The organism is Pseudomonas sp. GL_135, assembly GCF_057834665.1.
Genome location: NZ_CM174408.1, coordinates 4,027,478 through 4,050,560 on the forward strand (window position 1 = coordinate 4,027,478; position 23,083 = coordinate 4,050,560).

General features: G+C 61.1%; 16 protein-coding genes and 1 pseudogene. 10 read left to right on the forward strand and 7 right to left on the reverse strand.

The genetic code is table 11. The annotated features are described in order from the left end of the window. Nucleotides 1–134: 134 nt before the first annotated feature. Entirely contained in the window at nucleotides 135–5,054 is a 4,920-nt protein-coding gene (locus AC3ISG_RS17905; protein ID WP_489297595.1) for a Tc toxin subunit A, read from the reverse strand. A 399-nt stretch (nucleotides 5,055–5,453) separates the two neighbouring features. Here AC3ISG_RS17905 and AC3ISG_RS17910 point away from each other — a divergent pair, with 399 nt between their 5' ends. From AC3ISG_RS17910 to AC3ISG_RS17955, 10 genes and pseudogenes are all read left to right on the forward strand, one after another. Continuing rightward, a complete protein-coding gene (locus AC3ISG_RS17910) occupies nucleotides 5,454–6,413 on the forward strand; it encodes an AAA family ATPase (RefSeq protein WP_037013687.1) in 960 nt (319 codons plus the stop codon). A gap of 4 nt (nucleotides 6,414–6,417) precedes the next feature. Then, nucleotides 6,418–7,362, forward strand: a complete 945-nt coding sequence (locus AC3ISG_RS17915; RefSeq protein WP_122537586.1) for a DUF58 domain-containing protein — start codon at nucleotides 6,418–6,420, stop codon at nucleotides 7,360–7,362. Then, nucleotides 7,359–7,850 carry a DUF4381 domain-containing protein gene (locus AC3ISG_RS17920; RefSeq protein ID WP_122537585.1) on the forward strand — a complete coding sequence of 164 codons (492 nt, stop codon included), beginning with the start codon at nucleotides 7,359–7,361 and terminating at the stop codon, nucleotides 7,848–7,850. The genes AC3ISG_RS17915 and AC3ISG_RS17920 overlap by 4 nt, the downstream gene beginning before the upstream one ends. Next, nucleotides 7,843–8,910 (forward strand): vWA domain-containing protein, encoded by a 1,068-nt coding sequence (locus tag AC3ISG_RS17925; protein WP_489297596.1) that lies wholly within the window; start codon nucleotides 7,843–7,845, stop codon nucleotides 8,908–8,910. The genes AC3ISG_RS17920 and AC3ISG_RS17925 overlap by 8 nt, the downstream gene beginning before the upstream one ends. An 8-nt stretch (nucleotides 8,911–8,918) precedes the next feature. Further along, a pseudogene (locus AC3ISG_RS17930) lies at nucleotides 8,919–10,275 on the forward strand (VWA domain-containing protein); the annotation flags it as partial. Between the two features lie 361 nt (nucleotides 10,276–10,636). Continuing rightward, nucleotides 10,637–12,331 (forward strand): BatD family protein, encoded by a 1,695-nt coding sequence (locus AC3ISG_RS17935; RefSeq protein ID WP_489297597.1) that lies wholly within the window; start codon nucleotides 10,637–10,639, stop codon nucleotides 12,329–12,331. A 67-nt stretch (nucleotides 12,332–12,398) separates the two neighbouring features. Beyond that, nucleotides 12,399–13,637: an exonuclease SbcCD subunit D C-terminal domain-containing protein gene (locus AC3ISG_RS17940; protein ID WP_489297598.1), complete on the forward strand. Its 1,239-nt coding sequence runs from the start codon at nucleotides 12,399–12,401 to the stop codon at nucleotides 13,635–13,637. Next, nucleotides 13,634–17,281 carry an AAA family ATPase gene (locus AC3ISG_RS17945; protein WP_489297599.1) on the forward strand — a complete coding sequence of 1,216 codons (3,648 nt, stop codon included), beginning with the start codon at nucleotides 13,634–13,636 and terminating at the stop codon, nucleotides 17,279–17,281. The genes AC3ISG_RS17940 and AC3ISG_RS17945 overlap by 4 nt, the downstream gene beginning before the upstream one ends. 101 nt (nucleotides 17,282–17,382) lie before the next feature. Beyond that, nucleotides 17,383–17,892, forward strand: a complete 510-nt coding sequence (locus tag AC3ISG_RS17950; protein WP_074892129.1) for a peptidylprolyl isomerase — start codon at nucleotides 17,383–17,385, stop codon at nucleotides 17,890–17,892. A gap of 2 nt (nucleotides 17,893–17,894) precedes the next feature. Further along, nucleotides 17,895–18,524: a glutathione S-transferase gene (locus AC3ISG_RS17955; RefSeq protein WP_489297600.1), complete on the forward strand. Its 630-nt coding sequence runs from the start codon at nucleotides 17,895–17,897 to the stop codon at nucleotides 18,522–18,524. Between the two features lie 35 nt (nucleotides 18,525–18,559). On the opposite strand, the gene AC3ISG_RS17960 is transcribed toward AC3ISG_RS17955, so the two are convergent. From AC3ISG_RS17960 to AC3ISG_RS17985, 6 genes are all read right to left on the reverse strand, one after another. Further along, the gene (locus AC3ISG_RS17960) at nucleotides 18,560–18,790 is read right to left on the reverse strand and encodes a hypothetical protein (RefSeq protein ID WP_489297601.1); all 231 of its coding nucleotides are present in this window, start codon (nucleotides 18,788–18,790) and stop codon (nucleotides 18,560–18,562) included. Then, the gene (locus AC3ISG_RS17965) at nucleotides 18,787–18,978 is read right to left on the reverse strand and encodes a hypothetical protein (RefSeq protein ID WP_272630941.1); all 192 of its coding nucleotides are present in this window, start codon (nucleotides 18,976–18,978) and stop codon (nucleotides 18,787–18,789) included. The genes AC3ISG_RS17960 and AC3ISG_RS17965 overlap by 4 nt, the downstream gene beginning before the upstream one ends. A gap of 568 nt (nucleotides 18,979–19,546) precedes the next feature. Beyond that, entirely contained in the window at nucleotides 19,547–19,729 is a 183-nt protein-coding gene (locus AC3ISG_RS17970; RefSeq protein ID WP_065986171.1) for a hypothetical protein, read from the reverse strand. 183 nt (nucleotides 19,730–19,912) lie between these two features. Beyond that, nucleotides 19,913–21,082 carry a lactonase family protein gene (locus tag AC3ISG_RS17975; protein ID WP_489297602.1) on the reverse strand — a complete coding sequence of 390 codons (1,170 nt, stop codon included), beginning with the start codon at nucleotides 21,080–21,082 and terminating at the stop codon, nucleotides 19,913–19,915. A 269-nt stretch (nucleotides 21,083–21,351) separates the two neighbouring features. Then, on the reverse strand, nucleotides 21,352–21,651 hold the full coding sequence (locus tag AC3ISG_RS17980; RefSeq protein ID WP_122537576.1) for a DUF5629 family protein: 300 nt from the start codon (nucleotides 21,649–21,651) through the stop codon (nucleotides 21,352–21,354). An 83-nt stretch (nucleotides 21,652–21,734) separates the two neighbouring features. Further along, nucleotides 21,735–23,060 carry an MFS transporter gene (locus tag AC3ISG_RS17985; protein ID WP_489297603.1) on the reverse strand — a complete coding sequence of 442 codons (1,326 nt, stop codon included), beginning with the start codon at nucleotides 23,058–23,060 and terminating at the stop codon, nucleotides 21,735–21,737. Nucleotides 23,061–23,083 lie beyond the last annotated feature (23 nt).

Here is a 23,083-nt window from a genome sequence, read left to right on the forward strand (position 1 = left end):
CTCCTTGTCATCGCACATGCGCGAACACCAACAAGGGTTTTGCTAACAAACAATGGCAGAACAACTAAACTCCATAGCGCTTCGTCAGGTACTAGTTCTATGTCGTTCATCCACCCTGAACACCTGCCAGAGCGCTAATTTCTAGTAAGGGTACTCTGCCCAGCCAGTACGACTAAATACCCCTCCAACGCTTCGAGACGTGAAGCCGTCATGACGGCGCCGTTAGGCACGCTTGACAGGTCTTTCGATGGGATACCCAAATAAAGGGGGCGTCCGTCAAGCTTTACGGACACCGGAAAACTGATATCTTGCTCAACCGCACTTATAGTGATAACTCCCAGGTCGTCGACAACTGGCCCATCGTAAGGATCAGGCAGAGTGACTTCGCAGACCCACCTCAAATTCAGATTATCGTCAGGCAAAAGTCTCGACGTATAAAATTGATAAATCCACCCAAGCTGGTAAGTTTCGCGCCACTCTTCCAGCAGGGCACCGGTCAGTTTGAGGGTCATGGTGCCCTTATCACCAGGCGCCGCTTGGATACCAAAGTTGACACCTTCCAGGGTTGAAAGCTGTGTTTCGCCCAGGCCCTGGATGGTGACGCCCATTAAAGCCGGGTCCTCACCGACAAAATCCAATTGAAACTCAACACCGGGAATAGGCGTTCCGGACTCATCGGTTACTTTGACGAGAAGATTATTGGGCACGCTACGGGAAAGGAGAAGAGGCGAGTTTTCATCGAACATGCCTTTCTTCATTTCCACGGTGAACTCTACCGGAGGCATTGCGGAGACATTGAAGGTTACCGAATCGTCAGTGCCACTCACCCTGGCTGTCACCACATGCTCCCCGTGCTTGAACGTCGAATTAAAAACTGCCACCCCATCTTTATCGCTATAACTCGTGCTTTCGACACCCTCCGTCGTCGACCACTCCACCAGCGTACGTGGAGCAACCTCTCCGTCCAATTCCAGCCAAACCTTAAACAAAATAGGATGGGGGCTTCCCACCAAGAACTGATCACTGCTTGCCTCTTGTTTCACAATTTCCGCTAATGGATAAACGACCGTGCTTTCGCTGCTTTTCGACGTGCTTTGCCATTTCGCTTCAACCGTGACACTGCCCACTGCGGAGGCCACGTACGTTGCCGTGGCCACGCCGTCGCTATTCGTCGTACTCACCTCGTCAAGCAGGCCGGGGAGATCGGAGCTCCACGTGACCTCTTCCCCTTCTTTGGGCGTGCCATTGAGTTCAACCAGCGCACAAGAAACTTCCACTTCAATACCGACAACCACCGTTGTCGAGAATCTGACGTATTGAAAGTAAGGGATGCTGACGAACTCGACCTCTATAAACTCGAAGTCTCGGCCGTTTCTATAGTGTGCGATCACAGCGGATTTTCCGGCCGAGCTGCTGCGCAGTTCAGCGCGGGTACGGCCGGCCTGATCGGTAATGGTTTGATAGCGCTGAAACTCGCCCAGGCTTGTACCCCACTCGACCGCGCGGTCGGCAGCCTGATTACCGAAATCGTCCACCGCGTTCAGTGTGAAATAGATCGGTTCCAGTTTATTGGCCAATGCCGGATCCCCTTCATAAGTGCCCTCAATGAAGTGAATGGTCTCTTCATCACAATCAATTGTGACGCCAGGTGCCTTGAGCGTTTCACCGAGTCCATAGCTGGCGACCACATTTGCAACGCCCATGTCAGGTCCGCTTTCCAGTGTCGTATAGCTGACACCGTTTTTATCTGTGACTGTCTCCGTCTGCTGCAATGCGCCCAGATCGGTCGCCCATCTAACCCTGATGCCCTCAAACGGCACATCCATGAAATCGCGCAATGTAATGGTATAGGTCGCAGTCTCACCTGCGCGGTTAGCAACCAGATAATCGGGTGTTACGGTGATAGTGCTATTTAAGCTCTGTCCAACTTCTTCAGCAGGAACGATCTGCAACGACTGGGTAAGGCAGCTCAAAGCCAGTTCAGCAGCCTCGCGGTAAGCCCCAATGACACTGGTGGGCGCGAGTAAATGCAGTGCCAATAACGCTCTGGCGTCCAGCCCTGTGCGATGACTCAGGAGGGAAACCCGGACGACCGTGTCGAAGTCTCGCAAGCTGAAAACCACACCGTCATCAGGGTTGATGTGGTAGGACGACGCCAGCACCTCGCGGGCGCCCCAGCGCAAAAATCCTGCCAGTTTGCTGGCAGCACTTTCGCGGATCAGACGTTTGTCCGCATCGCTTGCATCCACCCAGAGGGTGTTGATCAGCCGAAAATAGTCCAACAGGGTTTCTTCATTCTGCTCACTCAGCCGTAAAACCATGGCGTACTGGGTGAGAAAAAACACCAATTTCAGTGACATCTCGGCGTTTTCCAAGCCAAACCATGGGTAATGCTCTACCAGTTGCGCGATCAGTGCGGGGCTTAACCCCAAGTGCGAACTGACAACACCGCGCTTCGTCAGCGCCTGAAGCACCAGCAAAACCTCGTCGCCAATTTCTACGGTCGTCGAAGACCGTGCGCCATAAACCCTCACCACTTCCTGCAGAAGCTGATAACGACTGCCATGTGCCCAGGACAACAGAGCCTTTGCAAGGTCGGCCGAGGTACTCAAATAGCTGGCCAGCCCCTCCATGAGCAAAGCTTCCTGTGCCCCTCGAGCGCGCATGACCATGTTGGTGATTTTCGGATGCAGCTCGTCCACGGCCAGGCCAAGGTCGACCAATATTTTGGACACCTGCCCGCTCAATGCGCTTTCAAAAGAATCCTCTGTTTCACCGTCAAGATTCTTGACCAACCCTCTGGAGGGGGCACCGGTCTGACCCTCATCAATAAAGCCGGACAATTGAGCAAACCAGTCAATCGGGTCACTGGCATAAAACTCCTTGCCCAGCTCATCCCGCTTCACCGTCACCGATACGTCCGGCGCCCCGACTTGCGCAAAGCTGCTGTCGGTGATCAGCGCGGCTGTCAGGCGCGAATGTATTTGCTCGAGCAGACCCTGTTCGGCCTCGGTGGCAATGGGCTGGGTCGCAGGTGGCAGCACCAGCTGGCACAGTTGAGCGACGCCCCACTTGTTTTCTTTGATCCAGCCGCCGAAGTCCACCAGTGCATGAAGCACACTCAAGGTGTCGGTGTTGGACGAGGCGTAATAGGTCGCGATCTGAGTTACCCCAGCCAGCTTGGAAACCAGATGGCTGCCGCCGTCATCCAGCAACTCCAGCAGCGCCAGCGCTTCAACGGTATTGAGGCCTAGATAACGCGGCAGTTTCACCAGGCGATAAAACGCTGAAACCACCTCGCGGGACCAGCTCAACGATTGCCCGGCGTAGGTCTGTCGCACCACCTTGGCGACATAGCGAAACACCTCGTAGGTCATCCCCAGCGCCGCGCACAAGTGATTGATCTTCTGCCGCTCAGCCTCGTTCTCGGGGATGATCGAAAACGGCTGGTCGTCGAGAATCAGCGGCACCTCAAACAACGCCTGGCCGTTAAACACCTGATCAAATTGCGACGCGGTCTTCCCCCGTCCATACGTGCCCAACCCGTACAGCAACGCGGCAAAATCTTCGGCGGTCGCGCCAAAACGTTTGCGCACGATCTGAAACAGGCCCAGCGAGCGGAGTGTGTTCTGGGTGATGTGGTAGGGGTTCGAGTCGCCTGCCTTGACTCTGCGAGCGACAGTGGATGCCTGTTGCTCGGCTTGCAACGAGGCCACCAGCAGCAGGTCCACTTCGTGAAATGGCAGCTCAAGCCAGCGCGATAAGCGGATCATCCGGTTCATGCGATCAAATCGATCAGGCGAGCTGCCGGTGAGGCGATGCCTTGGCCCGGGACCGCCGTTCTGCGCTGGCAGCGTTTCAATGCCCATCGCCGGCGATGCGCCAGCGTTGATGTAGACCGAACCGGACAGGCTGCCATCCACTGCCTGCCCCGCGCCCTGAGTGACGTTGGATGAACGGGTCGTTGCGAACGCACCGACGGACAATAAGGCTTCAAGTTCCTCGGTGGTAAGCCCGGTGCGAAGGCAAAACGTCTGGGTGTCCTCCAAATCGGTAAAACCGCCCACACCAAAGTTGTCCAGATAAAACGTTGTGGGGGTGCCCAGGTCGGTTTCATCGCGCAACAGGCGGGTGCGCGGATCGATGCGGCCTCGGCTTGAACTCAGCGGATGTGCCGGGGCATCGTCTTGAGGAAAATACGGTGCTTCGAGCAGCAACCCCTGCTGCACTGGACCAAACCCGGTGTCCTGAATCAGCGCGATGTCCGACAGCAAGGAATGCACACCGGGCTCCTTGAAGTACGGATAATCAGGGTCCGCCGCGCGTATGGCATCGCCCAGGGTGTAATTCTTGCGGCCGAGGGCGTAGTTGATCTGGCTGGTGTAGCGCTCGAACGGCAGCGCATTGGGGTAGCGCGCCTCCAGTAGCGCATCGTCGACCGGCTTGTCCACAAGCGCGATGCTGTCCAGATGACCACGGATCGAGCTCTCCAGAATCTCGTTGACCAACACAATGGTCGGCTCTACGCGGTTGAGCGCAGTGTGGTCGAGCAGCAGGTCCTTCAGATCAGGCCGCCGCGCGTCGAGGCTGATGATTGCGCTCTGATCACCGGAGGCCTCCAACTCCAGCGCGAACCGATACAGATCCGCCAGATAGGCAACGGGTGAAGTGGTGGCTTCAATGGCATCCGGCGGACAGTGATTGGCCCAGTCCGGGTTGAACATGTCCGTGTAGGTAGGGCCATCCACCAACCCTCTGATTCCTGACGGCGGGCGATTAGCCTGGCGCACTGAGGCAGTCAGACGTTGCTCGCGAAACTGTCGGGCAATCACGACAGACATCGCCTGCGCACGCGAATGGATATCGCGGGCTTCAGTGATGTGCATCTGCGGGTTTTGCTTCATCAAGCGGGGAATATTGGCTTGGGCCAGGCTCAGAACCGAACTGAACTGCTGGGTCAGCGCAGAAATTCCAGCCTTGGTCTGCCGTGTATTGCCCAGCAGCATATCCAGGGCCGAAACGGACTTGGCGGAATTCTTGACGATCTTCTTCATGACGGTCCTCATCCTGAGATAACGCTTCCATTAATGGATCACCGCACAAGATCCTTAAAATAAGTCAAGCAGACCCACGCCAATCCGCCGGTCAGAACCGACTAACGGCGTAGTCATACAAGAAGCTTCAGCCTGCGACCCGCGACTACAGAGGGTAAGCACCCGTAAAAAAGTTTGAGCAATGCGCTGGCAGCTCTGAGAAATGCTTTCTGCTAGCGCTGACGAGCCGAGCGAGGATTCGTATCCTTCAACTGATTCACCACTTTGCGACACCCTTCCCTGAAAATCCTGCAAAAACCCCCTTCGCCGTTAGTCGCCAAGCCCCGGATCGATTAAAGTAACGCCCCCAGCTTCGGTGCCGACTTGGCGCTGCTGCGAACCTGCCAGGAACCGTCATCGATGGAACATCGTGAAGCGTTGATCGCGCTGCGAACCTTTCTCTCCACCCAGATCCTCGGGCAGGAGAAACTGGTTGAGCGTTTGCTGATCGCGCTGCTGGCCGACGGCCACATGCTGGTCGAAGGCGCGCCCGGTCTGGCCAAGACCAAAGCGATCAAAGAGCTGGCTGAAGGCATCGAAGCGCAATTCCATCGCATTCAGTTCACCCCCGACCTGCTCCCCGCCGACATCACCGGCACCGAGATTTATCGTCCGGAAACCGGCAGTTTCGTGTTCCAGCAAGGCCCCATTTTTCACAACCTGGTGCTCGCCGACGAAATCAACCGCGCCCCGGCCAAGGTGCAATCTGCCTTGCTGGAGGCGATGGCCGAGCGTCAGGTCAGCGTCGGGCGCAGCACTTACGACCTGTCGCCGCTGTTTCTGGTGATGGCGACGCAGAACCCCATCGAGCAGGAAGGCACCTACCCGCTGCCCGAGGCGCAGCTCGATCGATTTCTCATGCACGTCAAGATCGGTTTTCCGGACGCCACCGTCGAACGCAAGATTCTCCAGCAGGCCCGGGGCGAAGCGCTCAATGGCGAGACCAAGCCCGAGCGCCGGGTCAGCCAGCAGGCGATTTTCGCCGCGCGCAAGGAAATCCTCGGTCTGTACATGGCCGATGCCGTTGAGGAATACCTGGTGCAGCTGGTGATGGCGACCCGCACGCCGGCCAAGTTCGATGCCGAGCTGGCCGAGTGGATCGGTTATGGCGCCAGCCCCCGGGGCTCGATTTCCCTGGACCGCTGCGCCCGGGCCCACGCCTGGCTGGCCGGGCGCGATTTCGTCAGCCCCGAAGACATTCAGGCGATGGTGTTCGACGTGTTGCGACACCGCATCATTCTGTCGTTTGAAGCAGAAGCGGCCGGCATCGATCAAGACCGCGTGATCCAGCGCATTCTCGACGTCGTGGCCGTCGCCTGACCCCATGCAACCCTATCTGATCTCCCAACCGGGCATTCGCATCAGCCTCGCCGAGCTGATTGAAATGCGTCATCGCGTGCGGGAAGTGCAGCTGTTTTCAACGCCCAGCCAGCGCAGCCCGTTGATCGGTCTGCACCACTCCAAGCTGCGCGGGCGCGGGGTCGATTTCGATCAGGTCAGGGTCTATCAGGCCGGCGACGACGTCAGGACCATCGACTGGCGCGTCACCGCTCGTACCCAGGAGCCCCACACCAAACTGTTTCACGAAGAACGCGAGCGACCGATTTTCATCATGGTCGAGCAAAGCCGCCGTTTGTTTTTCGGGTCCGGGCTGATGTTCAAGTCAGTCCTCGCCGCCCAAGCCGCTGCGCTGGTGGGATGGGCAGCGCTGGGCCACAACGACCGTGTCGGCGGGCTGGTGTTTGGTGACAACGAGCATTACGAAATCAAACCGCGACGCAGCAAACAAAGCCTGCTGCAACTGCTGAACCGGCTGGTGCGGGTCAATCAGTCGCTGCACACCGAAGCCGCTGCTGACCGCGACACCTTTGGCGTGGCGCTGCGTCGTGCGCGGGAGGTGATGCGTCCGGGCAGTCTGGCGATCATTCTGTGCGATGAGCGCGCGCTGTCCGACTCGGCCGAACAACAACTGACCTTGCTGTCACGGCACTGCGACCTGTTGCTGCTGCCGCTGTCCGATCCGCTGGATCACGCCTTGCCCGCTGCCGGCCTGCTGCGCTTTGCTGATCGCGGCGCGCACCTGGAACTCGACACGCTGAACGCCGACCTGCGCCAGAGCTACCGCGACCAGGGCGAGGCGCGTCAGGCGCGCTGGGAATTGCTGGCTCAGAAGCTGCGCGTGCTGATGATGCCGCTGAGCACCCAGCGGGAAATGGTCGAGCAACTGCGCGAATACCTCAACGGTCAGCGTCCGGTGAAACAGCCATGAGTGCGCTGGACCAATTGCAACCGTTGATTCTCCCGGAGCCGGTCGGTTTTTGGCCGCCCGCGCCGGGTTGGTGGCTGTTGCTGATTCTGCTGCCGGCGCTGGGCTACGGCCTGTGGCGCGCGCGCACGCTGCTGCCGAAAAAGGCCAGCCGCGAAACCGTCGAGCCATTGGACCCTTTGCGCCAGGCCGCGCTGATCGAACTCGCGCAGATGCCCAAACCCTACGACGGCGCCCCGGCCGGTGCCTGGCTGCAGCAGATCAATGGCCTGCTCAAGCGCCTGTGCCGCAATCACTACCCCTACAGCCAGAGCCACACCCTCAACGGCCGCAAATGGCTGGCGTTTCTCGACAACCGCTGCCCGGCCGCCGGCCTGACGCGCTGGATGATTCTCGTCGAGGGCGCCTACAAACCGGAATGCAAGCTCGACGACAAGGCCATCAACGGCCTGACCCAGTCGGTCGAGACCTGGATTCGCAAGCATGTTTGAATTCGCCTGGCCGTGGCTTTTTGCCCTTCTCCCGCTGCCATGGCTGATGCGCCTCGTGCTGCCCGCCGCAGACAGCGGCGAAGCGGCGTTGAAAATCAGCTTTCTCCCCGAGCTGGAAGGCCTCGCCGGTCGCCGCGCCCGAACCCGTTTGCCGGGCTGGCGGCGTCAGTTGCCGTTCATTACCGTCTGGCTCCTGCTGCTGGTCGCTGCCGCCCGCCCGCAATGGCTCGGCGAGCCGTTGCCGGTTGCCGCCAGCGGCCGCGATTTGCTGGTGGCGGTGGACGTGTCGGGCTCGATGGATTACCCGGACATGGTCTGGAAAAACGATGAGGTCAGCCGGCTGACCTTGGTGAAAACGCTGCTCGGGGACTTTCTTGAGCACCGTCAGGGCGATCGCATCGGCCTGATTCTGTTCGGCAGCCAAGCGTACCTGCAGGCGCCGCTGACCTTCGACCGCAAGACCGTACGGGTCTGGCTGGACGAAGCGCGCATCGGCATCGCCGGCAAGAACACCGCCATCGGCGACGCGATCGGCCTGGCTTTAAAGCGTCTGCGCCAGCGTCCGGCCGAGAGCCGTGTGCTGATTCTGGTCACCGACGGCGCCAACAATGCGGGCCAGATCGACCCGCGAACCGCCGCGCGCCTGGCCGCCAGCGAAGGCGTGAAAATCTACCCGATCGGCATCGGCGCCGACCCTGACAAAGGCGCCACCAGCATTCTCGGCCTCAACCCGAGCCTGGATCTGGACGAGCCTGCGCTGCGGGAAATCGCCGCGGTCAGCGGTGGGCAGTATTTCCGTGCGCGAAACGGCGCCGAACTCGCCAGCATCGGCAAGGCGCTGGACCGGCTGGAGCCTGTCGCGCAACAACCCACCCAGGCACGTCCGGCCCGGGCGCTTTATCACGTGCCGCTGACGATGGCCCTGTTGTTGAGCCTGCTGCTGGTGGTTCAGGAGCGTTGGCCGAACAACCCGGTTTATCACTTCTTCGCGCGCCGGCCGACGTTCGTTCGGCGCACGCAGTGGATTCAGCACTTGAAGCGCCTGACGAGGCGCCCATGATCGAGTTCCTGTCCGGTCTCTGGCCCCATTGGTCGCGCCCGGGGTGGCTGCTGATGCTGCCAGCGCTTGGCTGGCTGTTGTGGCGGTTATGGAATCGGCAGAAGCGCGTCGGGCGCTGGCAGATGATTATTCCCAGCGCCTTTCATTCTGCTTTGCTCAGCGGTGGCGGCGGTCGGGAAAGCAAATTGCCGTGGGTGGTGCTGGGCCTTGGCTGGTTGCTGGCGGTGTTGGCACTGCTCGGGCCGAGCTGGCAGCGGGTTGAGCAGAACAGCCAGCGGCCGGTCGATCCGTTGGTGGTGATGATCGAGTTGACCCCGGAAATGCTCGCGGCTGACAGCCCGCCCACCCGACTCGAACAGGCGCGGCGCAAGTTGCTCGATCTGCTACAGGCGCGCAGCGATTCACAGACCGCGATCATCGTGTACGCCGGCAGCGCCCACACCTTGGTGCCGCTGTCCGATGACCTGGCGACCAGCAAAAACCTGCTGGATGCGATCAAGCCATCGATCATGCCTGAAGCCGGCCAGCGCGCAGACCTCGCCGTGCGCAAGGCGCTGGATTTGCTAGAACAGGGCGACCTGGGCCAGGGGCGACTGCTGTGGGTCGGTTCATCCCTCAGCGACGCCGAACGTCAGGGGATTCGCGCCGCGATGACCGGACGCGATGCCCCCCCTTTGTTAATGCTCGGTGTCGGCACGGCGGAAGGCGCGCCAGTCACGCAAGAGAAAGGCGGTTTCCTGAAGGACGCCCAGGGCGGCATTCTCGTGCCGCGTCTGGACGGGCCTGTGCTCAAGGATTTCGCCGACAGCATGGGCGGTCGCTACACCGCGCTGCGCCTGGACAATCAGGACCTCGACGAACTCAGCCTGCTCGACGGTCCGAAGAGCCTTATCAGCCAGGGCCAGAAAGTGCGGCTCGACCGCTGGGCGGATCAGGGCTACTGGTTGCTGCTGCCGCTTCTGCTGCTGGCCGGTTGCGCCGGGCGTCGCGGCTGGCTGTTGGGGTTGCCGTTGCTGTTGATGGCCGTACCGCAACCCAGCTATGCCTTTGGTTTCGAAGACTTGTGGCGCCGTCCCGATCAGCAGGGCGAGCACCTGCTCAAGCGGCATCATCCGGCAGAAGCCGCGCGGCACTTCGAAGACCCGCAGTGGCAAGGCGTTGCCCTCTATCAGGCCGGTGACTACGCTGGCGCCGTCCAGCGCTTTGCCCAGGGCAGCAGCGCCGCGGACCATTACAATCGTGGTAATGCGCTGGCCCGAAGTGGTGAGCTGGAAGCCGCCATCGACGCTTATGAACAGGCGCTGGAACGGCAACCGGACTTCCCGGCGGCACTGGCCAACAAGGCGTTGGTGGAACAGCTCCTGGAGCAAAGCAAAGCGTCGGATCAGGCAAAAGCAGACGAGAAGGCAAAGACTGACGAGAACGCCGACAATGCCCGCCAAGGCAATGCCGGACAGACGTCATCGAACGCGCAGTCAGCGCCGCAGGATGCCAATGCAGACCGCTCGGCCAGCGATCAGCAAAGCGCCACCGACGAGCAGGCTTCCGGCGCAGGATCCGACAGCGATGAGCCTGCCCGCGCTTCCGGCAAACCGGGGGACGGGCAAATCGATGGCGAGCAGAAACAGGCGCTCGAACAATGGCTGCGACAGATCCCCGACGAACCCGGTGAGCTGTTGCGGCGCAAATTCTGGTACGAACAACAGCAGCATCAGGAAAAGACCCGATGAGTCGTCTGCACAGGTTGCTGATCGCAGGAATGTGGTGCCTGTTCGCCCTGGTGGCGCAGCTGGCGCAGGCCGACAGTGCAGGCTCCACCCTGCAATCCAGCGTCGACCGCACGCGCGTCAACACCGGCGAAACCGTTGAACTGACCCTTGAAACCGACGACGCGACCGTCTTCGGCCGGCCGGACATGAGCGCGCTGGACGCCGACTTCGAGGTCCGCGACACCCGCCAGCTCAACAGCCTGACCACGCTGGAAGGCAACGTCCACGCGACGACCCGCTGGCTGATCACGCTGATGCCGCGCCACAGCGGTTCGATCGAAATCCCGCCGCTGAAGCTGGGCGAAATGACCAGCCAGCCGATCGTGCTGCAAGTGGTCGACGTCGGCCCTGCCGCCCAGGGTCAGGAGCAGAAGCTCGCCCCGGTGTTCATGGAGGCGAGCCTCGATCAGGACAGCGTGTATGTTCAGGCGCAGGTCTTGCTCACCGTGCGCATCTACCACTCGGTGTCGCTGTTCGACGACAGCAGCCTGACACCGTTGCAAGTGCCGGACGCGCGCATCGAAAAGCTCGGCGAGACGCGCACGTACGAGAAGCAAATCAATGGCGTTCGCCACGGCGTAATCGAAATGCGTTACGCGCTGTACCCCCAGCACAGCGGTGTGCTGACCATCCCGGCACAGGCGTTCAGCGCCACGCTGGTTCAGGACACTACCGACGCCGCTGCGGCCGCCGCCATGGCGCCGGGCGCGATTGCCAGCGGGCCGAAACCCGGCCGACTGATGCACGTGACGTCGCTGCCCTTGACCCTCGACGTCAAGCCGCAACCCGCGCACTACCCGGCCGACACGCCATGGCTGCCGGCACGCAGCGTCAGCCTCAGCGAAAGCTGGAGCCCTGATCCCGCCCACAGTCAGGTCGGTGATTCCCTCACGCGCACCTTGCAGCTCAAGGCCGAAGGCTTGTCCAGCGCGCAGTTGCCGCCGCTGCCCGCCACTGACGTCAGTGCGTTGCGCCGTTACCCCGATCAGCCGCAACTCAGCAATCAGCCCGGCGAACGCGGTTTGACCGGCGTGCGCGAGGAGCGTGAAGCGCTGGTGCCCAATCGTCCCGGTGCCATCGAAATCCCCGCTGTCGATCTGGTTTGGTGGAATACCCATGAGGATCACCTGGAGCACAGCGCCCTTCCCGCTCGCACCTTGCAGGTCAGCCTCAACCCTGCTTTTGCCGTGGACACGCCGGTGAGCGACAACGCAAATGTGACGGTGATTGGGCCGCCGGTCTGGCCATGGCAGTTGAGCACGGTGCTGTTGAGTTTCACCACGCTGCTGGGCTTCGGCCTGTGGTGGCGCGGTCGCTGGCAACCGGCGCTGGCCCGGGTCGCGCAAACGGGGCCGAGTCCGCGTACAGTGCTCGACGACCTGAAACGCGCGTGCCTGGCCAACGACCCCCACGCCACCCGCCAGGCCCTGGACGCCTGGGCCCGTCAGCAGCCGGAAACCCTCGCCGACATGGCCGCGCGCTTCGTGCCGCTTTCCCACGCGCTGGATGGCCTGAATGGCGCGCTGTACAGCGAGACGGAAAAACTGTGGCTGGGCGACGACCTCTGGCGCGCCGTCAAAGCGCTGCCCGCCATCGAAAACCCCCAGGACCCGAGCGGAGGCGACAGCTTGCCGCCGCTTTATCCAAAATGATTTCCATCGATCAGCGCATTCTCCGGTCACAGACACAATGCGCTGATTGTTAAACCAAGGTACCCCCATGCGTCTGTTCCACACCTCCGACTGGCACCTCGGCCAGAACCTTCATGGTCAGGAGCGAGATTTTGAACACGCCAGCTTTCTGACCTGGCTGCTGGCCCGTCTGGCCGAGCGCAAACCGGATGTCCTGCTGATCGCCGGCGACATCTTTGACACCGTCAATCCGCCGGTCAAATCCCAGGAGCGCCTGTACGACTTCATCGTCAGCGCCCATGAACAGAATCCGCAGCTGACCATCGTCATGATCGCCGGCAACCACGACTCCGGCTCGCGCATCGAACTGCCCGCGCCGCTGATGCGACGCCTGCGCACCCACGCGCTGGGCCGGGTGCTCTGGCTCGACGACGGCGTGCTCGACGTTGACCGCCTGTTGCTGCCGCTGAGCAACGCCAAGGGCAAAATCGTCGGCTGGTGCCTGGCGCTGCCCTTCCTGCGGCCGGCCGAAGTGACCGGCGCGGCGTTGGGCGACAACTATTTGCGTGGCATCGGTCAGGTCCATGAAATGCTCATCGGCGCCGCGAATCAGCGGCGCAAGAAAGGCCAGGCGCTGATCGCCATCAGCCACGCGCACATGGCCGGCGGCTCGGTGTCGGAAGATTCCGAACGCAGCCTGATCATCGGCAACGCCGAGGCTCTGCCCGCGAGCCTGTTCGGCGACAGCATCACCTACGTCGCACTGGGTCACCTGCACAAGCCCCAGCGGATTAACGGCGAAGACCGCATTCGCTACAGCGGCTCGCCCATTCCCCTGTCGTTTTCGGAAATCGGCTACCAGCATCAGATCCTCGAAATCGAGTGCGACGGTGACAAGCTGGTCAGCGTGAAACCGCTGTTAATACCCCGCGCCGTCAATCTGCAAAGGGTCGGCCCGGCGCCATTGGCCGAGCTGTTGCTGCAACTGCGGGATCTGCCGGACATAGACCTGCTCGCCGACGTCGACCGCCAGCCGTGGCTCGAAGTCCGCGTGCGCCTGGACGAACCGCAACCCGACCTGCGCAACCAGATCGAGGCCGCGCTGGAAGGCAAGGCCGTGCGGCTGGTGCGGATCGCCGCCGAATACGCCGGCAAGGGCGGACGCGAAGACGCCAATCAAGACCTGATCGAACTGGACCAGTTGAGCCCGCAGGAACTGTTCAGCCGCGCCTGGCAGGACAGTTACGGCAGCGAAGTGGATGAGCAGACGCTGCAGGACTTCGCGACCCTGCTTCAGGACGTGCAGCTGGAGAGCGAGCAGCCATGAAAATCCTCGCCATTCGCCTGAAAAACCTCGCCTCGCTGGCCGGCCCCTTCGAGCTGGATTTCACCGCCGAGCCCCTCGCCAGCGCCGGCCTGTTCGCCATCACCGGCCCCACCGGCGCGGGCAAAAGCACGTTGCTGGACGCCCTGTGCCTGGCGCTGTTCGGCGCGATTCCCCGGCTGAACAACATCGGCCAGTCCCGCGTGCCGGAGATCGATGGCGACATCAGCACCAACGACCCGCGCAACCTGCTGCGTCGCGGCACCGGCAGCGGTTACGCCGAGGTGGATTTCGTCGGCATCGACAAGCGTCGTTATCGCGCGCGCTGGGAAGCCAACCGCGCCCGCGACAACGCCACGAAAAAACTGCAGGCCAGCCGCCAGACGCTGATCGACCTGGACAGCGAGCAGGTTCTCAGCACCCAGAACAAGACCGAGTACAAGACCCTGCTGGAAGCGCGCCTGGGGCTGAACTTCGAGCAGTTCACCCGCGCGGTGATGCTCGCGCAAAGCGAGTTCAGCGCCTTCCTCAAGGCCGACGACAAAGACCGCAGTGAGCTACTGGAAAAGCTCACCGACACGGCGATCTACAGCCAGTTGGGCCGCCGCGCCTACAGCAAAAGCAAGGAAGCCGAAGAAGCGCTGAAAACCCTTCAGGCCCAGGCCGGCACGCTGACGCCGATGGAGCCGGAGCAGCGCGCCGAGCTTGAGCAGCGCTTCAACGACGCTCAGCAGCAGCTGAAACTGCAACAGGCGCACCTGCGCGAGCTGGAGCTCAAGCAGCAGTGGTTCAAGGAATTGAATCGCCTGCGCGACAGCCATCAGGCCGCCAACGAACAGCTCACCAGCGCCCAACAGACATGGGACGCATACAGCGCTGATCGCCAGCGGCTTGCGCTGTTGGAGCGTCTGGCGCCACAGCGGCATCTGTTCGGTCAGCGCGCCCGGCTTCAAGCTCAGCTCGCGCCGCTCACCGCCGCGATTCAGGCCCATCAGCTCAAGCAAACCGGGCTTGATGGGCACATCGCCGCGCTGGACAGCAAGCGCATCAGCGCCGACAGCGCGCTGCAGCAGGCGCAGGAACAACTGGCCAACGCGCGGCCGGCCCTGAGTGAAGCGTTCGAGCAACAGGCTCAGCTCAATCATCTGAATCAGGAGCTGCAACCGCTCGGCGAGCAGGCACGCGCCGCGCAGCAGGCGAGCACCGAGGGCCAGTCGACACTCGATCAACTCGCCGAGCAGCAGCGCCAGGTCCAAGCGCGCTTGCAGTCGATCGCCGAGCAACTGGAACAGAGCGCGTCACTGACCACCTTGAGTCAGTCGTGGGGCGCCTACCGGCCGCGTTTGCAGCAAACCGTGCAACTCAGCGCGCGCCTGATTCAGGGCCGTGCCGAGCTGCCGCAGCTGGAGAAAAACGCCACCCTCGCCGAGCAGACCCTGAGCGAACGCCGCAGCGCCTTGCAGGCGCTTTACGACGATGCCGAGGTCAAGGCCGACGCGGTCAGCCACGACATCGAGCGGCTGGGGCAACTGCTGCAGGACAACCGTCAGCAGCACAGCGCCAGCGACTCCCTCGAACGCCTGTGGCAGCGCCATCAGGACGTCGCCGGCCGGTTGCTGGACGTGCAAACCCGCCAGCAGCAGGCCACTGAGCGTCGCGCCCAAGGCATCGCCCAAGGCCTGAAACTCAAGGCCGAACACGAAGCCGCCGAGCAGGCGCTGAAGGTCACCGTTGAACTGCTGCAGCGCCAGCGCCTGGCCCGCAGCGCCAGTGTCGAGCAACTGCGCGAGCAATTGGTCGATCAGCAACCGTGCCCGGTGTGCGGCAGCGAAGAGCATCCGTATCACCAGTCGGCCGCGTTGCTGGAAGCGCTGTCCGGCCATGACGATGGCGAAGAGGCGCGCGCCCGGCAAACCGTCGGGCAGCTCAGCGAAAAGCTCGCCGAGCTGCGCGCCGAAGTTGCCGAGCTCAATAACCAGCTTAAGCAATCCAAACCGCAGCAGGACCAACTGGCCGAACAGCTGCAAACCCTGGCACCTGAGCTGGAAGCTCACCCGCTGTATCCGCGCTTGCTGGAGCAACCCGAGCACCTGCGCGGCGACTGGCTGAGCGAACGCCTGCACCAATTGGCTCAGGACATCGTCAGCGCCGAGCAGCGCCAGACCCGTCTGCTGAAAGTGCAGCGGGATGCCGAGTCCCTGCAGCAGCAAGTGCTTGAGGCGCGCGAGGCCAGTCAGCAGGCCATGAAGCTGCTGGACGATCAGCAACGCCACATCGCCTTGGACAACCAGGATTTCGAAGCGGCGCTGCAGGAGTTCGAACCCCTGCTACCCGCCGAAAGCCTGAGCCAGTGGCGCGAGTCGGCGACCCAGAGCTTCATGCAGCTGGACAACGACATTGCCGCACGCGTCGAGCAGCTCGATCAGCAGAAGACCGAGCAGCAGGAGCACAGCGAGCGGGCGCAAAAACTAGAACGCGAGCAAGTTGCGCAGCAGAGTCGCGAGACCGAACATCAAAAGGTGCAAGCGCAACTCGCGGCCCGTCATCAGCAGCAACAGACGGTGCAACAGCGCCTGGCACAGACCCTCGGCGATCACGCGTCGCCCGAGCGCTGGCAGCACGCCCTTGAACAGGCGGTCGAACAGGCCCGTGAGGCTCAGGCCGCCGTCGCACACGAACTGCAAGCGGCGCGCAGCGAACTGATCAAGCTGACCGCCGAACTGGAGGGTGAGCAACACCGCTTGCTGGCCCTTGAACAGGAATTGGCAGAACTCGAACGGCAGATCGCCGAGTGGCGCAGCAGCCACAGCGAGCTGGATGATGCCGCGCTTGAGACCTTGCTGGGGATGAGCGACGACAGTGTTGGCGAGTTACGTCAGCAATTGCAGTCCAGCGAAAAGGCGCTGGAGCAAGCCAGGGTGTTGATGGAAGAGCGTGCGGCGCAGTTGCAACAACATCAGGCCCAGCACAGCGACAGCGGCGATGCCGAGCAGTTACTGACCGCGTTGACCGAAGCCCAGGCGCAATCGGTCATTCAGGACCAGCTGTGCGCCGACTTGCGCGCCCAGGTCAGTGAAGACAACCGCCGTCGCGACGCCAGCAGCGCACTGCAGGAACGCATCGCCCAAGCGCACTCTGAATATCAGCGCTGGGGCCGGCTCAACGCGCTGATCGGCTCCGCCACCGGCGACACGTTCCGCAAGATCGCCCAGGCCTACAACCTTGATCTGCTGGTGCACCACGCCAACGCGCAACTCAAGCAACTGGTGCGTCGCTATCGCCTGAAACGCGGCGGCAGCATGCTCGGCTTGCTGGTGATGGACACCGAGATGGGCGACGAACTGCGCTCGGTTCATTCGCTGTCGGGCGGGGAAACGTTCCTGGTGTCCCTCGCCCTGGCGCTGGGCCTGGCCTCCATGGCGTCAAGCACGCTGAAGATTGAATCGCTGTTCATCGACGAAGGCTTCGGCAGCCTCGATCCTGAATCCCTGCAACTGGCCATGGACGCCCTTGACGGGCTGCAAGCCCAGGGCCGCAAGGTCGGCGTCATCTCCCACGTACAGGAAATGCACGAGCGAATCCCCGTGCAGATTCAGGTGCGGCGTCAGGGCAATGGCCTGAGCAGCGTCGAGGTCAGCAGCGGCTAATCCGTTTTTTCACGACGCACGGAAGCGCCCGATGGCGTTTCTGTGCAACCCTGTATCCCTTGCGCGACAGTCGCGCCAAACTCGAAAGAAGGTAAAACCACGTGGCAAACTCAAAAGTATTCTTCGACATCACTGCCAACGACGAGCCAATGGGCCGCATCGTCATGGAGCTGCACAACGACGTCGTTCCGAAAACCGCTGAAAACTTCCGCGCACTGTGCACCGGCGAAAAAGGCGACGGCCTGAGCTACAAGGGTTCGTCCTTCCACCGTGTGATCCAGAACTTCATGCTGCAGGGCGGTGACTTCACCAACCACAACGGCACCGGCGGCAAGTCGATCTACGGCAACAAGTTCGAAGACGAAAACTTCACCCTCAAGCACACCGCGCCTGGTGACCTGTCGATGGCCAATGCTGGCCCGAACACCAACGGCAGCCAGTTCTTCATTACCACCATCGTCACCGAGTGGCTGGACGGCAAGCACGTCGTCTTCGGCAAAGTCGTTGAAGGCATGGACGTGGTCAAGGCCATCGAAGCGCTGGGTTCGCAATCCGGCCGCACCAGCAAGAAAGTCGTCATCGCCGATTGCGGCGAACTGACCGAGGCCTGAGCATGACGTCGGCGCCTCACGCTGAATCGACGGTGCCGACGCTCTTCTCGTTCCGCCGCTGCCCCTACGCCATGCGCGCCCGCATGGCGCTGGGGTATTGCGGCGTACCGGTGCACACAGTGGAAGTCAGCCTCAAGGCCAAACCGGTCGAGATGCTCGAACGCTCACCCAAGGGCACCGTGCCGGTTCTGGTGCTGCACGACCGGGTACTGGAGCAAAGTCTGGACATCATGCATTGGGCCCTGGCGCAGCATGACCCGGACGATTGGTCCCTGGCCCAAGACCTTAACGGGCAGCGGCACATCGCCGAGCTGATCGAGGAAAACGACGGCAGGTTCAAGCAGGATCTGGATCACTACAAATACGCCGTGCGTTATCCCGAATTCACCCAGGAAGACTACCGCCAGCGGGGAGAGAGGTTTCTGCGCAGGCTGAACGATTTACTGGCGTCACGGGACTTTCTGATCGCCGATCGACTGACCCTGGCCGACATCGCCATAGCGCCCTTCATACGGCAATTTTGCGCGGTGGATGCGGACTGGTTCTGGCAAAGCCCCTACCCCAACCTGCAACGCTGGTTACAGCGATTTCTCGCCTCGGACCTGTTCATCACCGCGATGGCCAAACGCTGATTGCAACCGCATCGGTTAATAGCCAAACCACTTCGCTACACCACGTCCAACTGAAAGATCGGCGAGATCATCTCGCTGTGCCGTGGCGGCGGATTTCCGGCGTTGAGCTTCTGCGAGCGCTGCATCTCGACCGCTTCCGCGACCTCGGTCTTGAACTCCATGCTGCGCGCCACACCGCCCACTGAACTCTCGCCATGGCCGAGCAATGAGCAGCCGTTGTTGATAAGTGCGAAGAACACAATCACCCAGAAGTTCGCGCCTTTCACGATGCACGCCCCTGGGACTGAACAGCCGCACGATTGAGGTCAACGGACGCTGTTTGCGTCGACATCTGTGACGGGGCATTTATTTGTGGGTTCGTGCTGATGACGGTGACCACTGCGATGAAAACAACATACAACGCGATGGCGGTGTAAGCGCCGTGTTTGATTGAAGTGAGGATGGCAGTGGCCATGTTTGTTGCTCCGGGACGTGTCTGTTTCAGGCGCCCAGAATGCTTGAAGTGATAGTTATTAAATAACGATGGCTGGCGATTCAAAACATCGATGGGGTTGATTATTCAAGAAGTTAATCAGGTTAATAGACCAACGCATTGGTCATATTTACATCAATCCAAGTGGGAGCGAGCTTGCTCGCGAATAGGCTGGGACATCCACCCAATCTCCAGAGGCTGAAATGCAGTCGTCGCGAGCAAGCTCGTTTCCACAGGATCAGTGCCTGCTGTCGGAAACCGGGCGTCGCCCCCTTGAATACAACCCACAAAAAAATCCCCATCGCTTATTCAGCAGACGGGGACCAAAGGGGAGGAAATTCAACACTTTCGCTAACAAGCTCGCCGACACTTGATGCATGGCCTGACACGCAGTGGTCAGTGGGTCGCATCGACCTGTAGAAGACGAAGTTGCTCGCGAAAGCGTTTTCCGGTGATCAAAAACTTGCCGTTGAAAACCAGGTTCTTACAAATCCATTCCCCGGCAACGATACGTTCGTTAACGGGGAATGGATTCACTTCGAGTTCCTATTCATTGTTGAATCTTGTGATCCAGAGCGGCGTAGAAGTTGGCGCTTTGTTGCAGGTACTTCGGGGTGTAACTCTGGGTCGAGCTGACTTTTTTGTCGGTCGCTTCAACGCTGGCACTGGCAGGCAATGCAACGGTGGCGGAGATGGCGGACGCGGCGATGATGGAGAAGAGATTGAAGTTCATGGTGGGTACCTCGCTGTGGTGTGTCGTTTCAAGTCTTGACCGTCGTGGCCGTGGAATGAAAGTTACGCCCGAGGAGGATTTGGAAAAAATCTTTTCTGGCACTAGCCCTTATCACTTGAATTGATACACCGGCTGAGCCCTTGAAAATCAAGGGCTCAGCCTGCGTCAAAGCGTCACGGGATGTCAGTGCGCGGTAAGGAAATGGAAGTCAGACGGCGAATCGAAGTCGACTTTCTGCACGGTGTCACCCAGCAGGCCGGTCTTCGGGTCAACGCGGACGGTCACGATCTGGTTGCTTTTCTGGTTGGCAATCAGCACGAAGTGGCCGCTTGGGTCGAAGGCGAACTCGCGGGGCTCCTTGCCTTCCACGGTGCGGCGCTGAATTTCCTTGAGCTGGCCATTCGCGGCATCGATGCTGAACACCAGCAGCTCGTTCACTTCGCCACGGTTGGCAACGTAGAGAAATTTGCCGTCCGGCGACGTGTGCAGGCCGCCGGCAGCGCGGTTTTGCTGACCTTCCTTGTTGGCGAGGTCCACCAGTTGGGTCTGCTTGAACACGCCGTCGTGATAGTCAAACACCGCGACTTGGGCGCTCATTTCCATGGTCAGCCAGGCGTGCTTGCCGTCTTTGCTGAAGGTCAGGTGACGCGGACCGCTGCCCGGTGGCAGGTCGACTGAAGGCACCTTCGCCGGTTGCAGCGGCTGAGGCTGTTTGGCGTCGTAGTTGAAGACAAACATCTTGTCAGCGCCCAGGTCCATGGCGATCAGGTACTTGCCCTCGGGCGTGGGGACTGCGGCGTGGACGTGGGACGAAGCCTGGCGCTCCGGATTGACCTTGCTGGCTTCGTGGGTGGCGGTCTGCACCACCGGCGCTAGTTTGCCGTCCTTGCCGACCGGCACGACCGCCAGTACGCCACCCGGATCAGGGTTTACGGCGTAATTGGCAACGAACAGGAAACGCCCGTCCAGGCTCAGGCTGGAATGGGTCGGCTCGTCACTTTTGGTGTCAACCTGATTGAGAAACGACACCGCGTGGGTCTTGGGGTCGATAGCGTAGCTGCTGACCTTGCCGACGACGTCTTTCTGGCCCGGACCGTTTTCGTTGACCGCGAACATATGACGCTGGTCTTTGGAGAGCGTCAGCCAGGACGGGTTGTCGCTCTTGATCACCTGACGCGGTTTGGCGTCGAGCTGGCCGGTCTGGGTGTTGAAGCCGAAGCGGTAAATGCCTTCGCTGGCGCCGGCGGTATACGAACCGACCAGTACGTCATAATCAGTCATGGGTTTGGCCTGAACGGAGAGCGCGGAAAGGCTGCTGGCGAGCACTAACCACGGCAGAATTCTGGGAGTCATTGGAGTGTTCTCTTGTTGGAGTTGTTGGCGCGCCGTGCACGCGGAATGTCACGGCTATGACAGCGTATTGCGGAAAGTAGTTGCCTGGCGGGGACAGCGTAGGCGACCCGTCAGGCTGAAACTGCGGTGTCACTTGGCTGAACACAATCTCTGTGGGGGTGAGCTTGCTCACGAAGACGGTTCATCCATTAACCATCCATGGGGTTGTGCCGCCTTCGCGAGCAAGCTCGCTCCCACACACAAGCCTTCTGCGGTGCGTCAGTACGCGATTACTCCTGTTCGCCCTCTTCATCCTCGTCACTCGCCGAGATGCCATTGAGCACGACGATGCGGTGGTCGGCGTTGCCGTCATTGATGACCCAGCTCTGCAGCGCGGCATCGAATTCGGCAGCGTCGATCTGCGCCAGCGAGAAGCGCCAGACCTTGCGTTCGCGGCCGTCCATGCTTTCGATCTGGAGCATTTCGTCGAGGGTGAACTCGAAGGCGTGCAGGCCGTCGATTTCCAGCATGCTGTGGGCGGTCAGCGCGGCCTGGAGTTCAGTGCGAAGGGATTGAGGTGTGGTGGTCATGGCAGTGGTTCGCATCAGTGAAAGCGCGAATGATAGGTGAAAAGACGCCGAGGCGCTGGCCTCGGCGTCCGATGACCGCAGGTTCAGTCCTGAACCGCTTCCTTCGCGTAGTAGCGCGAAGGGATGCCCCAGACGATCAGCGCGATGGCCAGCACGCTGACGCCGAACAACGCGAACAGCGCCGGCGTCGCCGTGCCGGTGAGGTCCTTGATGCGGCCGACCATGAACGGCGCGATGAACCCGCCCAGTTGCCCCAGGGAGTTGATCAGCGCGATGCCCGCAGCGGCGGCGATACCGGTGAGAAAGCGCGGCGGGATGGTCCAGAAAATCGGCATCCAGGCGATGATGCCGGTCATGATCATGGTCATGCCGATCATCAGCGGCACCAGTTGTCCGGGAAACAACGCACAGACCAGATAGCCCGCAGCGGTCAGCGTCGCGCAGCCCGCCATGTGCCAGCGGCGTTCGCCGTGGCGGTCGGAGCTGGCGCCGATCAGCAGATTGCCAATCACCGCGCCCACATACGGAATCACTGTCAGCAAGCCAATGTTCAGGGTGTCGGTCACGCCGGCGGTTTTGATCAACTGCGGCATCCAGAACAACAGCCCGGTCAGCGCCATGACCAGGCACAGGTAAATGCCAGACATCACGTAGGTGGTCGGGTGTTTCCAGATGTCCTTTACGGTCTGTTTAACGACGGGTTTGGCCTCTTTTGCCATGCGCGCCAGTACCACCTGTTTCTCTTGATCACTGAGCCAGGTGGCGTCTTCGATACGGTCTTTGACCAGCCAGAACACCACGCCGCCGAGCAGAATGGACGGAATGCCTTCGATCAGGAACAGCCAGCGCCAGCCGGCCAGGCCCATGACGCCGTCGAAGTGACCGAGGATCAGCCCGGCAATCGGACCGCCGACGATCCCGCACAGGCAGATGGAGCTTTTGAAGTAGGAGTTGACCCGCGCCCGACGTGAGCCCGGATACCACTGGGTGAAGAAATACAGGACGCCGGGGACGAAGCCGGCTTCCATCACACCGATCAGAAAGCGCAGCGTGTAGAACCAGAATTCGGTCTGTACGAACATCATGCAGGCGGAGGCGATGCCCCACGAGACCATGATCCGCGCGATCCAGATCCGCGCGCCGATCTTGTGCAGCAGCACATTGCTTGGCACTTCGAACAGGAAGTAACCGACGAAGAACAGGCTCGCGCCCAGGCCGTAAACGGTTTCGCTGAATCCCAGGTCGCTGGCCATCTGCAGCTTGGCAAAGCTGATGTTGACGCGGTCCAGGTAGGCAAACAGAAAACAGGCGATGAACAACGGCACGATTCGCCAGCTCACCTTGCGATAGATGCTGTCCTCAAGGGCGTCGGCATCAAGGCGTTCCAGCGGGATGGCAGTGGCGGTCATGGGTCGCACCTCGTTTTGTTTTT